The 14,508-nt window shown below is 46.9% G+C and carries 14 protein-coding genes; 5 read left to right on the plus strand and 9 right to left on the minus strand.

Annotation, left to right across the window (positions count from 1 at the left end):
• Positions 1-87: 87 nt before the first annotated feature.
• From hslR to OPS25_RS11170, 3 genes are all read left to right on the plus strand, one after another.
• Entirely contained in the window at positions 88-492 is a 405-nt protein-coding gene (hslR, locus tag OPS25_RS11160; RefSeq protein WP_265617800.1) for a ribosome-associated heat shock protein Hsp15, read from the plus strand.
• 21 nt (positions 493-513) lie between these two features.
• A complete protein-coding gene (hslO, locus tag OPS25_RS11165; RefSeq protein WP_265617801.1) occupies positions 514-1,413 on the plus strand; it encodes an Hsp33 family molecular chaperone HslO in 900 nt (299 codons plus the stop codon).
• Between the two features lie 275 nt (positions 1,414-1,688).
• A complete protein-coding gene (locus OPS25_RS11170; RefSeq protein ID WP_265617802.1) occupies positions 1,689-3,254 on the plus strand; it encodes a phosphoenolpyruvate carboxykinase in 1,566 nt (521 codons plus the stop codon).
• A 43-nt stretch (positions 3,255-3,297) separates the two neighbouring features.
• On the opposite strand, the gene envZ is transcribed toward OPS25_RS11170, so the two are convergent.
• Complete coding sequence (gene envZ / locus OPS25_RS11175; RefSeq protein WP_265617803.1) at positions 3,298-4,608, minus strand: two-component system sensor histidine kinase EnvZ; 1,311 nt, start codon at positions 4,606-4,608, stop codon at positions 3,298-3,300.
• A 12-nt stretch (positions 4,609-4,620) separates the two neighbouring features.
• Entirely contained in the window at positions 4,621-5,346 is a 726-nt protein-coding gene (ompR, locus tag OPS25_RS11180) for an osmolarity response regulator transcription factor OmpR (protein ID WP_265617804.1), read from the minus strand.
• 194 nt (positions 5,347-5,540) lie between these two features.
• Between ompR and OPS25_RS11185 the strand changes: the two genes are divergently transcribed.
• Positions 5,541-5,885, plus strand: a complete 345-nt coding sequence (locus OPS25_RS11185) for a DUF3703 domain-containing protein (RefSeq protein WP_265617805.1) — start codon at positions 5,541-5,543, stop codon at positions 5,883-5,885.
• 67 nt (positions 5,886-5,952) lie between these two features.
• On the opposite strand, the gene OPS25_RS11190 is transcribed toward OPS25_RS11185, so the two are convergent.
• From OPS25_RS11190 to prmA, 7 genes are all read right to left on the minus strand, one after another.
• Positions 5,953-6,855: a phosphoribulokinase gene (locus OPS25_RS11190; protein WP_265617806.1), complete on the minus strand. Its 903-nt coding sequence runs from the start codon at positions 6,853-6,855 to the stop codon at positions 5,953-5,955.
• A gap of 157 nt (positions 6,856-7,012) precedes the next feature.
• Complete coding sequence (gene purD / locus OPS25_RS11195) at positions 7,013-8,302, minus strand: phosphoribosylamine--glycine ligase (protein ID WP_265617807.1); 1,290 nt, start codon at positions 8,300-8,302, stop codon at positions 7,013-7,015.
• Between the two features lie 12 nt (positions 8,303-8,314).
• A complete protein-coding gene (locus tag OPS25_RS11200; protein WP_265617808.1) occupies positions 8,315-9,130 on the minus strand; it encodes a class I SAM-dependent methyltransferase in 816 nt (271 codons plus the stop codon).
• A gap of 142 nt (positions 9,131-9,272) precedes the next feature.
• A complete protein-coding gene (gene purH / locus OPS25_RS11205) occupies positions 9,273-10,871 on the minus strand; it encodes a bifunctional phosphoribosylaminoimidazolecarboxamide formyltransferase/IMP cyclohydrolase (protein ID WP_265617809.1) in 1,599 nt (532 codons plus the stop codon).
• Positions 10,872-10,952: 81 nt separating this feature from the next.
• Entirely contained in the window at positions 10,953-11,246 is a 294-nt protein-coding gene (fis, locus tag OPS25_RS11210; protein WP_075607907.1) for a DNA-binding transcriptional regulator Fis, read from the minus strand.
• 30 nt (positions 11,247-11,276) lie between these two features.
• Positions 11,277-12,275 (minus strand): tRNA dihydrouridine synthase DusB, encoded by a 999-nt coding sequence (dusB, locus tag OPS25_RS11215; protein ID WP_265617810.1) that lies wholly within the window; start codon positions 12,273-12,275, stop codon positions 11,277-11,279.
• Between the two features lie 237 nt (positions 12,276-12,512).
• On the minus strand, positions 12,513-13,391 hold the full coding sequence (gene prmA / locus OPS25_RS11220) for a 50S ribosomal protein L11 methyltransferase (protein WP_265618410.1): 879 nt from the start codon (positions 13,389-13,391) through the stop codon (positions 12,513-12,515).
• 137 nt (positions 13,392-13,528) lie between these two features.
• Between prmA and OPS25_RS11225 the strand changes: the two genes are divergently transcribed.
• The gene (locus tag OPS25_RS11225; protein WP_265617811.1) at positions 13,529-14,335 is read left to right on the plus strand and encodes a substrate-binding periplasmic protein; all 807 of its coding nucleotides are present in this window, start codon (positions 13,529-13,531) and stop codon (positions 14,333-14,335) included.
• The last annotated feature ends 173 nt before the right edge of the window (positions 14,336-14,508 follow it).

Here is a 14,508-nt window from a genome sequence, read left to right on the forward strand (position 1 = left end):
AGGATTCAATGCATCAAAGCCGACCCATCATAGCCTAGTCGGGGTAGGGGTCACAACACTAAAACGAACGAGTAACAAAAATATTACATGAGCGACCGTAAAGTTGAAAATCTATCTGAAAACGTCCGCATAGATAAATGGTTATGGGCGGCCCGATTTTTTAAAACGCGTTCAGTAGCGCGAGACATGGTGCAAGCTGGCAAAGTGCATTACAACGGGCAGCGTGTCAAAGCGGGCAAAATCGTCGAACTGGGAGCGATGATTAAGATCCCTGCGGGTTGGGATACCAAAGAAGTGGTGGTGAAAAAAATTACCGATAAACGGCAAGGAGCACCTCTAGCGCAGCAATTGTATGAGGAGACCGTACAAAGCATCGCCCAGCGTGAAGATAATCAGACTGCGCGAAAACTTAGCGGCTTTCATAGTCCGAAACCCGATGGCAAGCCCGACAAAAAACAACGCCGCCAAATTATTAAATTCAAACATCAGTAACGATGTCAGCAGGAAAGATATATGAGTGACTTTGATCAGCTTAATCGATTTTTAATTGACCGTGCCCATGTCAGGGGACAGCTTGTGCGATTGCAGGACAGTCTGACTGATATTGTTCATAGCCAGGAATACCCCGTACAAATTCAGCGTTTGCTGAGTGAAATGGCGGCGGCCGCCAGTATGCTCACAGCAACGCTAAAATTTGAGGGGGAAATCAGTTTGCAAATTCAGGGTAATGGGCCGGTTAATTACGCGGTAATCCATGCTACCCATAACCAAACCATGCGCGGTGTGGCTCGCTGGGACCAAAGTAGCCCATCTTTACCTGATGTATTAGAAGCGCTACTCCGCCAGGCCGTATTAGTGATCACCATCACGCCCGATAAAGGAGAGCGTTACCAGGGGGTTGTGGCGCTGGATAAGCCTACATTGGCTGAAAGCATGGAAAGCTATTTTGCGCAATCAGAACAGTTACCAACAAAAATAATGCTAATGACTGATTTGCGCGATCCTGAACACATAAAAGCAGCCGGTATGCTATTACAGGTATTGCCCGAAGATGCCTCACAAAGCGTACTCGCTTCGGGTAATGACTTCGAGCACCTGGTTAAACTAGGAGAGACGCTCTCAGAAGAAGAAATGTTTTGCCTACCAGTGAGTGAGATTTTATACCGCTTGTATCATCAGGAGGAAGTAGAACTGTTCGCACCACAACCGGTGAAATTTGCCTGTACGTGTTCCAAAGTGCGCACCGCGCAAGCCCTGAGAAATGTGGAAAAAGCGGAGTTGTTGAATATTATTGCCGAAGATGGCGCGGTAAATATGAACTGTCAGTACTGTCATGCGGAGTATTCGTTTGACGAAATTGATATAGAGGCCATTCATGCCGGTAACTTTGACTCCCCTGAGACGCCACAATAAGTATTGCCATTGCTCATTTCAGAAGGGGCATCGTCTGCCCGCTTCTGAAAGTTTTCAAGGCTTGCAACATTTAATTTTTTAAATCTTTTCAATATCCTATTTTGTAACAGTCAAGCTTTCTTGCCAGAAACGTATTGTTCTTAACACCCACCACTCATTTTTCTTCCCAAAGAAAGCCTCAAGGAGGTTGTCGAATCCGTTTTATCATATACACTTGCTGCAATTGATGTGATTAGTAACCCAGTGTGTAAGGTTTTAAATAGGATTTCATAAAAATGACTGCGGCAGCCAATTTAAGTCGTTCTACAACGGCATCCGTCCATACGGATTTAAATACTTCAGAATTAGTTGAAATAGCGTTACAGCGCAAAGAGGGAAAGTTAGCCTCTAACGGTGCGCTGGTGGTTGAAACCGGTACACGTACAGGGCGCTCGCCAAACGATCGTTTCATCGTTAAAGAGCCGTCCACGGAAAATGATATTGACTGGGGCAAGGTTAACAAACCTTTTGATGCGCAAAAGTTTGACGCATTGTGGGAGAGAGTGGATGCATATCTTGCGGAGCAAGAGCACTTTTTGTCCCATTTACAAGTGGGCTCGGATGCGCGCTATGCCTTACCAGTGAAAGTGCGCACGCAAACGGCGTGGCAGCACATTTTTGCCAAAAATTTATTTATCGAGCCGCAGACGTATAATCCCGATAACAAACCTGAATGGCAAATTTTAAACGTACCGGGCTTCACCTGTGAACCTGACCGTGATGGCACCAACAGTGATGGAACGGTAATCATTAATTTTGCTCAGCGCAAGGTGCTTATTGCGGGCATGCGTTATGCTGGCGAAATGAAAAAAGCCATGTTCTCGGTGCAAAACTTCCTCTTACCAGGCGAAGAAGTATTACCCATGCATTGCTCTGCGAATGTGGGTGAAGATGGCGATGTAACCTTATTTTTTGGCTTGTCGGGCACGGGAAAAACAACCCTTTCCGCGGACCCTAAGCGTTTCCTGATAGGCGATGATGAACATGGCTGGGCACCCGGTAGCGTATTTAACATTGAGGGTGGCTGCTACGCAAAATGTATCGATTTGTCGCAAAAGAATGAGCCCGTCATCTGGGATGCGATCAAGTTTGGGACGATTTTGGAAAATGTAATTCTGGATGACAAACGGACACCCGATTATACGGACACCAGCCTTACCCAGAACTCACGAGCCGCCTACCCGCTAGAACACATTGAGAAGCGTGTAGAAGAAAATCGGGGTGGCGAACCCCGTTCAGTGGTGTTCTTAACCTGTGATGTGAGTGGTGTTTTACCTCCTGTATCTGTGCTAAGTGAAGAAGCAGCTGCTTATCACTTCCTGAGTGGATATACCGCCAAGGTTGGGTCAACCGAAATAGGCTCTACCGCCGATATAGAGTCGACGTTTTCCACTTGTTTCGGTGCTCCATTTTTCCCACGGCCTGCCCGCGTGTATGCCGACTTATTGATTAAGCGGGTAAAGGACTTTAATGCCAAAGTGTTTCTGGTAAATACAGGCTGGACGGGCGGCCCCTACGGTACGGGTAAGCGCTTTGACATTCCCACTACCCGCGCAATTATCGACGCTATCGTATCCGGCAGCCTTGCCAATGTGGACACTCACTATATCGAAGGGTTAAATCTGCACGTACCTGTTGAGGTACCCGGCGTCGATAGCAATTTGTTGGTGCCGCAAAATACCTGGGCAGATAAAGCGCGATACGAAGAATATGCACAGGATCTCATCGTTAAGTTCCAGCAAAATTTTGCAAAGTATGACGTGGATGAAAAAATTGTTACAGCGGGACCTGGCTATCGCTGATTAGCTATGTCCTTTAAATGCCCGCTTTTATAGCGGGCTTTTTTTATGAGACTGGCAACCAGAATTCAGCAATGAGTCCCTTTTCAGGATGGTTGCGCAGGACAATATCACCATGGTGGGATTTGATAATTCTGCGGCTAATGGCCAGGCCCAGACCGGATCCCAGACTGCCGCGAGCTTTATCACCTTGTGTAAATGGCGTAAACACTTCTTCCAGTTCGCCTGGCGGAATTCCGGGACCATAATCTCGAACTCGACAATAAACTCTGTTTAGATCTTTATCTTCAAAGGTGGTGACCACAATATTGTTACTGCCATAGCGAAATGCATTTTCAATCAAATTATCTAACACTCGTTTGATGGCAATTTTGCGTAAGGTAAGTAAGGGCACGTCATTCATCTTAAGCTCAATGTGATGAGTCTCTTCGATGTGGCGAGCCTGTGCCAGCTCACGGATTAGTGTGTTCATATCCGCCGACTCAAGGCGTTCTGTGCCTTCCTGCCGCGCATAATCGATAAACTGATCGATGATGGCGTTCATATCTTCGATATCGTTGACAATCCCTTCTTTTAACCAGTCTTGCTCATCGGGCAGCATTTCAGTGGCTAATCGAATGCGGGTAAGAGGCGTGCGCAAATCATGGGAGATGCCCGCTGTCATTAATGCACGATCGCGTTCAAGTTGCTGAATCCCCTGATTCATGCGGTTGAACGCTCGCGTTACTTCTATCATTTCGCTACTGCCCTGTTCCTTCAATGGTTCCGGCGATTTTCCCTGCCCCACTTGTAGCGCGGCCTTCTGCAGTGCCTGTAGCGGACGATTAAGACGCCTGACGAACAGCCAGCCCCCCGCCACGCTTAGCACTCCAATAACCATTAAGTACATGGTGAGGGGGGAAATATTCGCTTCGCTTAAACCGGAAATAGGAATGGCTATCCAACGATCAGGATGGGATTCCAGGTGTATCCATACCAAATAGGGCATAGCGGCGTTGTTATTAGGCTGGGTACTGATCCTCACATCAGCTCTGGTATTTAATGATTTCGAGACTGCGGCCGACATAAACCCGTAATAGGTGGCGTGCGGCAAATCTTTTTTCATCGCCTGGCGCGCCGTATATACCTTAATACCTGTGGCGCTAGCAAGTTCAGACTGTGCGGTAGATGGGCTCGCCAGGCGGTCCTGGCTAAGCAATGTTTTAACCTGCGTCGCCAATAAACTGTTAATTTGCTGATAGCTCGGCTGAATAAAGTAATAAGTTACCGACAGGTAGGAAACAACCTGATTAATCAACAACAGTACGCCGATCAGCAATACAGTCTGCCCAAAGGCGCTTTTAGGAAGCATGCGCATAACTAAAACCGCTTAAGCTTGCTCTCCACCGTCAGGTACGAACACGTAACCTAATCCCCACACTGTTTGGATATAACGAGGATTAGCCGGATCCTCTTCCAGCATACGACGTAAACGGGAAACCTGAACATCGATACTACGCTCCAGCGCACTATAATCTCGGCCGCGGGCCAGATTCATCAGTTTATCTCGGGATAAGGGCTGTCTAGGATGCTGAACCAGTGATTTGAGCACAGCAAATTCGCCACTGGTTAAGCTCATGGGATTACCATTGCCAGTCATTTCGCGGGTGGCTAGATTTAGACGGTAGGTGCCAAAACTTATCACTTGCTCGTCTTTTGAGGGCGCACCTGGCGCTTCAGCGGATTGACGGCGCATAACCGCTTTAACCCGGGCTAATAATTCCCGAGGATTAAAGGGCTTGGGCAAATAATCATCAGCGCCCATTTCTAATCCGATAATACGATCAACTTCATCACCTTTGGCTGTCAGCATAATGATGGGGAGCTGGCTTTCAGCCTGGCGTAACCTGCGGCAGATAGACAATCCGTCTTCACCTGGTAACATCAAATCCAGCACCATCAGATGGAAATTCTCCCGTTCCAATAACCGATCCATCTGCTCCGCATTTGCTGCCGCCCTGACCTGATAGCCCTGTTCTACCAAATAGCGCTCTAACAGACTGCGTAAACGCATATCGTCATCAACCACTAGAATTTTAGACGTTTCCTGACCCATTACTTTTTCCTGGCTCTGAATAGTAGTTTTTATCTTATATGTTTTCACTATACCCAGAAGGGTCCTAAAACAAAAAGTTTATCTGTTCTGTTATAAGTAAATGAGTGTTACAAAATTTGTCAGCGAATTCATTATCCGTTGCATTTTGGTGGCTAAGCTGGCAAATATAAATGGGTAAATACGGAGGCCATTTTATGACTGTACCCATCGATGCGGTTAAGCGAGAGATCAAACTTGCCGAGTTGTCTGCGGCGCGACTCAACTACTTAAAACAATTTATGCATTTAGAAAACGCGCACGTACTTGGCCAACATTCCACCTTCTGGCACACCTATGTCCATTGGAAAATGTTCAAATGGGGGGTAAAGCATAAATCTATAAAAGAAATTACAGGGCAACTGTTTAGAATGGTAGGAGCTATAACCAAAACCCCGTTTGGCCTGCTGCCAATGGGGAATACAGGGGGGGCGAATGTCAGTCCGTTTAAAGCTATGCCCTTGAAACCTGAGCATGCCAGGTTACTAAATAAACTAAAATAAGGCGGTTAATTTATTCCGCAGTGGGTATTAAGTAATCATTCGCTTAAAGACCCAGTAAGGTTACGGATTACTTCTCTGATAGCCAATCCATTTGATGGCCCGCCCGGCGTTTCTTGTCCAGCAATTCTTCGATAAGTGGCGTTAAAATTAATTCCATGGCCAGACCCATTTTTCCGCCAGGCACTACAATAGTATTGATGCGAGACATAAACGCGCCGTCGATCATCTGTAGCAAATAGGGAAAGTTGACAGTTTTCATTTCGCGGCGAAAACGCACTACTACAAAGCTCTCATCCTGCGAGGGTATTTCTCTGGCTGAGAACGGGTTTGATGTATCCACTGTGGGAACACGTTGAAAATTGACGTGAGTGCGCGAGAATTGCGGCGTAATGTAATGAAAGTAGTCATCCAGGCCCCTTACGATGCTACTCATTACCGCTTCACGAGAATGCCCTCGATCAGTGGTGTCTCGGACTATCTTTTGGATCCACTCAAGGTTAACGATGGGAACCATGCCGACCAGTAAATCCACATGCCGAGCAACATCATTGTCCTCGGTTTTAACGCCCCCATGCAACCCTTCATAGAAGAGTAAGTCCGTATTTGGCGGAAGATCTTGCCAGGGAGTAAAGGTGCCCGGCATCTGGTTAAAGGGGACGGCTTCATCAAATGTATGCAGATATTGGCGAAATTTCCCGTGTCCTGATTCACCATAGTCTTTAAATAAGGTTTCCAGCAAATCGAAATCGTTTGCCTTGGGGCCGAAATAGCTGATATGTCTACCCTGCTCCTGCGCCTTACGTATTTCCACTTCCATTTCCGGGCGCGTAAATCGATGAAAGCTGTCTCCACCGATAAACGCAGAATTAACCCGTAGATTACGGAATATGTGGCGTATGGCGTTGGTGGTCGTCGTCGTGCCGGCACCGGAGGAACCGGTAATGGCAATTATAGGGTGTTTCACAGACATAAAAACTTCGACCTTAATTCAACATGGCAGATTAGCTTACCAGTTTATTAAACTAAGTGAAGCCTTGTTATATCGAGCCGCATCGATGTTTGTTTAGCTCAGACATAAATCGAAACACTCCGCTAGCGTTTTTACTATTGCGGAGTGTAATAAAGATTTACACTTGGCTTTCGCGGGCGATAGCGCGATGCGCTATATCGGTTCGAAAATACATATCAGGCCAGCTTATCTCATTCACTAATGCGTAGGCATTTTCCTGGGCTTCAGTAACATTGTTGCCCAGTGCAGTAGCACATAGCACTCGACCCCCACTGGTTACCACCTGGTTGTCCTTCAGCGCGGTACCGGCATGAAATACTTTACCCTGTAATCCACTGGCTGCTTCCAGCCCATGAATGGATAAACCTTTATCGTAATTGCCAGGGTAACCACCTGCAGCAAGTACAACACCTACTGCTGCGCGTTCATCAAAGGTGATAGTCGCTTCGTTAAGTTTCTTTTCACAGGCTAATAAACAAAGTTCGGCCAAATCCGATTTTAACCGCATCATAATAGGCTGCGTCTCCGGGTCACCGAAGCGGCAATTATATTCAATTACCTTTGGCGTACCATCAGCCATAACCATCAACCCAGCGTATAAGAAGCCGCTATATGGATTACCTTCAGCGGCCATTCCAGCCACCGTCGGTTCAATCACCTCTTGCATAATGCGTTGATGAACTTCTGGGGTTACCACGGGGGCAGGAGAATAAGCGCCCATCCCGCCTGTATTAGGCCCTTTATCGCCGTTGGCGGCGCGTTTGTGATCCTGACTGGTGGCGAAAGGAAGAATATGCTTACCGTCAGCCATGACAATAAACGATGCTTCTTCTCCTTCTAAAAACTCTTCAATCACCACTCGACTACCGGCGTCACCGAATACGTTATCCGCAAGCATATCCCGGATAGCCGATTCTGCTTCTGCCTGGTTCATCGCCACGATCACCCCTTTACCCGCCGCCAAACCATCTGCTTTGATGACAATTGGCGCGCCTTTTTCCTGAACATACGCCAGAGCTTGGTCTATCTCGGTGAAAGTCGCATAGTCGGCTGTGGGAATGTTATGACGGGCAAGAAAATCTTTGGTGAAGGCCTTGGAGCCTTCAAGTTGCGCAGCGGCCTGGGTGGGGCCAAATATGGTTAGTCCCGCTTGCTCGAATGCGTCAACGACACCTTCAACAAGTGGGGCTTCAGGCCCCACAATGGTAAGCGTGATAGACTTGTGTTTGACGAAGTTGACCAGCGCTGGGATATCAGTGACCCCAATGTCTACATTTTGAAGTTTTGCTTCTGATGCGGTGCCTGCATTACCTGGTGCTACATAAACAAGCTCAACCTTCTCAGATTGTGCTACTTTCCAGGCCAATGCATGCTCACGGCCACCGCCGCCAATTACAAGTACATTCATTCAAGCTTTCCGTTAATTTTTAGGTTTTACAAATTTCAATGTCATACGATTACTTTCGCCGATAGCGAGGTACTTATCCTTATCTTTATCGCCCAATGCCATACTTGGCGGTAATGACCAGACGCCACGGGGGTGATCCGCAGTGTCCAGCGGGTTTTCGTTAATTGCACTTTCTGCTTCCAATTTAAAACCAGCGGCCTGGGCGGCTTCGATTACCAGCGACTTTTTAATGTAACCACTTTCTTTCATCATGGCGTCATCGGCTGCTTCGGGTAATTGATGATCAACCACCCCAAGTATACCACCTGGTTTTAGTGCTTTGAAAAAAGCTTTAAACGCATTGGTTAATGATTCTTCGCCTTTTTGCATATACCAGTTGTGCACATTTCTAAAGGTCAGTACCGCATCCGCACTGTTTGCTTTGGCAAGATCAGGTGCTTTCATCACATCAAATTCGGTGAGTTCGATATTGGCGTAAGGAGGGTGATTGGCCATTTTGTCCTTAAATTGGTCAAGGTAACGGCTGTAATATTTTGGTGAATTATCAGTTATGTGAAAATGAGCGGCCACCAGTTTGCCGTTTTCTTTCAGTAATGGCGCTAAAATATCTGTGTACCAACCGCCACCAGGCCAAATTTCGACTACAGTCATGCTAGGTTCGATACCGAAAAAGCGAAGGGTCTGCTGTGGGTGACGGTACTCGTCCCTCAATCTGTCTTTTATCTCACGGTGTTCACTAGCGACAGCATCTGTGATGGGATCAGCTAACGCTGAGCCTGCGGCAAAGGTCAGTAATGCGGCAGAGAGTAGAGTGGTAAGTGGCTTCATTGGACTTCCTTTTTTCAAATGGACAATACAGATAGGTAGCGAAGGTTAATCTTCGCTACCGTTATATTTGTTACCAGTGTAGCCACAATTTTAAGAAGTTGAATTGTTTTAAACGATTAATTTCAACAAATTAACGCTCTACTTAGTGGCGGAAATGTCGCATTCCGGTAAAGACCATTGCGATTCCATGCTCATTCGCGGCTGCAATCACCTCTTCATCTCGCATAGAACCGCCAGGCTGAATTACTGCTTTTACGCCTGCTGCTGCCGCTGCGTCAATTCCATCGCGGAAAGGGAAGAACGCATCAGATGCCATCACGCAACCTGCAACTTGAAGATTCTCATCGGCCGCTTTAATACCGGCTATTTTGGCAGAATACACCCGGCTCATCTGGCCAGCACCAACACCGATGGTCATGCCATCTTTACAATAAACAATGGCATTGGACTTGACATATTTGGCGACTTTCCAGCAAAACAGTAAATCTTGCAATTCTTCAGCTGAAGGTTGACGCGTGGTTACCACGGTTAAATCTTCCGCCTCCACCATGCCAAAATCGCGTTCCTGAACCAATAACCCGCCGTTTACTCGCTTGAAGTCGTAACCCTCGGTAAGTTGTCCGTGCCAATCGCCACAGCTTAACAAGCGCACATTTTTCTTAGCGGACACCACTTGCTGCGCACCTTTGCTAACCGAGGGTGCAATAATCACCTCAACAAATTGACGCTCAACGATGGCGCTGGCGGTTTGTTCGTCCAGCTCACGGTTAAATGCGATAATTCCTCCAAATGCAGAGGTTGGATCGGTTTTATATGCGCGGTTATAAGCATCCAGAATGCTGTCGCCGATAGCGACGCCGCAGGGGTTGGCATGTTTCACGATCACGCAAGCGGGTTCAGCGAATTCTTTTACGCACTCCAGTGCCGCATCAGTATCGGCAATATTGTTAAAGGACAATTCTTTGCCCTGAAGCTGCGTCGCTGTGGCAACAGAGGCTTCCTGAATGGTGTTCTCTACGTAGAAAGCTGCGCTTTGATGACTATTCTCACCGTAGCGTAAATCCTGTTTTTTGGTCATTTGAACGTTGAAAGTACGGGGAAACTCGCTATGCTGATGGTCGCAATCTGCTTCACAGTCTGTCTGATCCAGCTTTGCACCAAAATAGTTCGCAATCATGCCATCATATTCTGCAGTGTGTTCGAATGCTTTGATCGCTAGGTCAAAACGCGTCGCGTAAGAAACAGAGTTTTGATGTTGCTGCATTTCATCAATGACACGCTGGTAATCAGCGGCGTTAACTACAATGGTCACATCATTATGGTTCTTTGCTGCTGCACGAACCATGGTAGGGCCGCCAATGTCGATGTTTTCGATAGCATCTTCCAGGGAGCACTCTTGATTCGCGACCGTCTGGGCAAAAGGATAGAGATTCACCGCGACTAAATCGATGGCACTGATGTCGTTCTCTGCCATTACCGCTTCATCTTTACCACGGCGAGCCAAAATGCCGCCATGAACTTTAGGATGCAGAGTTTTTACCCTACCGTCCATAATTTCAGGATGCCCTGTGTAGGCAGAAACTTCGATTACTGGTAAACCTGCATCGGCAAGAAGTTTTGCCGTGCCGCCAGTGGAAAGTAACTCAACGCCTGCTTGGTGTAACGCCTGGGCGAATTCAACCATGCCGGTTTTGTCAGAAACACTTAACAGTGCGCGTTTAATGGGTTTAGGTGCATGCATAATAATTAACTAAATAAAAAAGAGAGTGAAACAAAAAGAGCACCAATCGGTGCTCTTCGTTAGGGCCAGGCCCGTGCAGTCTTAGTTCATGCCATACTGCTTCAGTTTCTTACGAAGCGTACCGCGGTTAATTCCCATCATGATTGCCGCGCGGGTTTGATTGCCGCGGGTGTAAGTCATGACTTCCTCAAGCAAAGGCGCTTCTACTTCTGCCAGTACTAAATCGTACAAATTATCGATATTGGCGTTATCCAATTGCTTCAGGTATTTATTTACAGCTTGTTTAACCGAATCACGCAAAGGCTTCTGGGCCTGCGTCTGAGAAGGAGTGGTTACTGTTGTTGTAAAAGGTGAAGTCACATTTTGATCGAACATAATACTTTCTTGCTCTTTAGTTAGTCATCACTATGCTGCAGGAGAAACATCATGCGTGTTTCTTGCTTGCAGCGATTGAAAATATCGTCCAAGCGCATTGAGCTGCTCATCGGCCTCTTCAATTGCATTGAACTGTTTGCGAAACTGTCGATCCGTATCATGTTCCGCCAAATACCAGCCAACGTGCTTGCGGGCAATACGTACACCAGTTATCCCGCTGTAGAACCCGTGCACGTTGTTTACATGCTCACTTAGTACCTGGTGTTGTTCAGACAGCGATGGTGGTGGGAGGTTCTCACCTGTTTTCAGAAAATGTTGAATTTCTCTGAAAATCCAGGGGTTACCCTGAGCGCCCCTACCAATCATGACACCGTCTGCACCTGTTTTATTGAGCACGTCCAGTGCTTTTTCGGGTGAGGTAATGTCCCCGTTTGCTACAACGGGAATAGATACGGCTTGTTTTATAAGCCGAATCGTTTCGTACTCCGCCTCACCCTTATACATACATGCACGCGTTCTTCCATGAACGGCTAACGATTGTATGCCATTGTCTTGCGCAATCTTCGCTATCTGAACGCCATTGCGATTGTCGGTGTCCCACCCCGTACGGATTTTTAGAGTGACAGGAACATCAACAGCCGCTACGACCGCACAAATGATTGCTTCGACCTGTTCGGGATATTGCAACAACGCCGAACCGGCCAACTTTTTATTAACCTTCTTGGCTGGGCAGCCCATATTGATATCAATAATCTGCGCGCCATTTTCTACATTTAATCGCGCTGCATTCGCCATTAACTCAGGCTCAGCACCCGCGATTTGCACAGAGCGGATTCCGATTTCGCCACTATGATCCATCCGATGTTTTGATTTCTCGGTATTCCATACCAAAGGATTACTGGACAACATTTCCGAAACCACTAACCCGGCACCCATCCTTTTACACAGCTGACGAAAAGGTCTATCAGTTACTCCCGCCATAGGCGCGAGCATCAAATTATTGTCGAGCGTGTAAGGACCGATTCGCATAGTAAATATTAAACAACGATAGTGCAGAAATTAAACAACTTGCCCAAACGGGGCGCTAAGTGTACGTGTTTTCGAAACGTAAGAAAAGGCTAAAAATCGCACAAAATATTGCGTTCAGCCCTTGACAACAACTATTGATTCGTAAAGAGAAACTATTGCATACGTATGCAATATTAGGATGGTTATCCTATTTGCGCGAGATTTACAAGATTAATCAACCACATGTTGAGGCTTAATTTATATCTTGATCCCTGAGACGCGTGCCCATTCTCCCTCGATTACACTGGGGTCGAGCGTAATATCTTTTGCATAGGCCGCTTCAATTTTGGCAATTTGCTCTGCTAAGATACCTGATAGCACGAGTGAGCCCCCTTTTTTACAGTAATCTGTGATGGTGTCTTGCAATTCGATGAGCGGTCCAGAGAGGATATTCGCCATCACAATATCCGCTTTTAGTGAGGGTTGATCATCGGGAAGATACACCTTCAGGCGGTCTGCAACATTATTTCTGCTCGCATTTTCCATGGAGGCTTGCAGCGCCTGCGGATCAATATCAATACCTATCACCTTTTTTGCGCCTAATTTTAAGGCCGCCAGGGCCAATATCCCTGAACCACAGCCAAAATCGACCACCACCTTGTCTTCAACATCTATCCCATCTAACCATTTTAAACATAATGCTGTCGTCGGGTGAGTGCCGGTACCGAACGCTAACCCCGGATCCAGCATCACGTTTACGGCGTCTGGGTCGGGTACCTCTCGCCAGCTCGGACAAATCCATAATCGACTACCAAATTGCATGGGGTGAAAGTTCTCCATCCATTCTCTTTCCCAGTCTTTATCTTCAAGCGGCTCTAAGCGGTAGTTGAAATCTTTTCCCAGTACCTTGGCTTTTTGCAGATTGTTGATGATTGATGGCATATCGTCGCTGGCATCGAACAAGCCGACCACCTGCGTATCTGGCCACAACATAACTTCACCGGGTTTAGGTTCATACATGGGGGTATCCTTAGCGTCGACGAAGGTCACCGCTTGTGCTCCATTGGCGCTGAGCATGTTGCCTATCTGTTCCGCTTGCTCTGCAGAAGAATCTATTTTCAGTTGTAGCCAGGGCATGGTACTTTCACTTTTCACTTTTCACTTGTCAGTATTAATTTAATGGCAATTACTATAATAACAGTCTGCAAGGTACGAATGGAATGGTATACTTTTGCCGGGGCAGTGTCTGCGTTTCACTATAGAGAGTCACTTGATTGAAGTTATTCATTCGTAATTCTATTTTAATACTACTTTTTTTCAGTGCGAGTTCTGAGGCGCGAGAGATAGAGGTGGCTGCGGGCTGGGACAAGCCTCCCTATATTATGTCCCGCGGACATACAGGCTTTGAGCTTGAGTTAATTCGCGCCATACTTAAAGAGTTAGGGCACGAAATGGTGCCAGTTTATGTCCCCATGGGGCGAGTTCCTAAAATGGTCAGAGAAGAAAGTGTCGACATAGGTTTAACCATGAATCATCGACATAACATCGACCGCACAACCCTGAGTAAAGCATACGTCGCGTATCAAAATGTGGCCGTAACGCTGGCAGATCGCAATGTAGCGCTTAAGCGAATGTCAGACCTGAAAAACTACACGGTGATTGGCTTTCAAACGGCTAAACGCGTATTGGGCAATGAATATTCCGATGCCGTAGAAGGGCATTCTGGCTATTTGGAAACGCCACAGCAAAGTCGTCAGGTATCCATGCTGTTGTTTGGCAGTGTGGATGTAGCCGTAATGGACCGAAACATTTTTAACTATTTCAAAAACCAACTGCCGTCACATCAACAGTTTCCCACCAAGATGTTTGAAATTTTTCCCGTCATTTTTTACCACGCCGCGATCCTGGATCCGAAATTAAGGGCGGGGTTCGATAGGGTATTAGCTGAGATGATGAGCGATGGTCGATATCAGGCATTAACAAGACAGTTCTACGTTGCTGATCTGCTCGAGCGGGCAGAACAACCAGGGGAACAGAGCGTAGATTCAGGAAATGCCGGCGCCGAGGATAATGCTAATTAGCCACTAAACAGGTGTCTGCGTTGGTCGTGTCAGCGCGTCCGCATTTAAAGCTGTAATCCCAGCAGAGCCAAAGCGTTTTTTTCGAACACCAGACGGCTAATACCAATTCGCACTGATGTTTGCTCACTCAGCGCGTAAATTTTTACACTTTTCACAAGCCAATGGTGTGAAGG

This window comes from Alteromonas aquimaris (assembly GCF_026183695.1).
Classification (GTDB): Bacteria; Pseudomonadota; Gammaproteobacteria; order Enterobacterales; family Alteromonadaceae; genus Alteromonas; species Alteromonas aquimaris.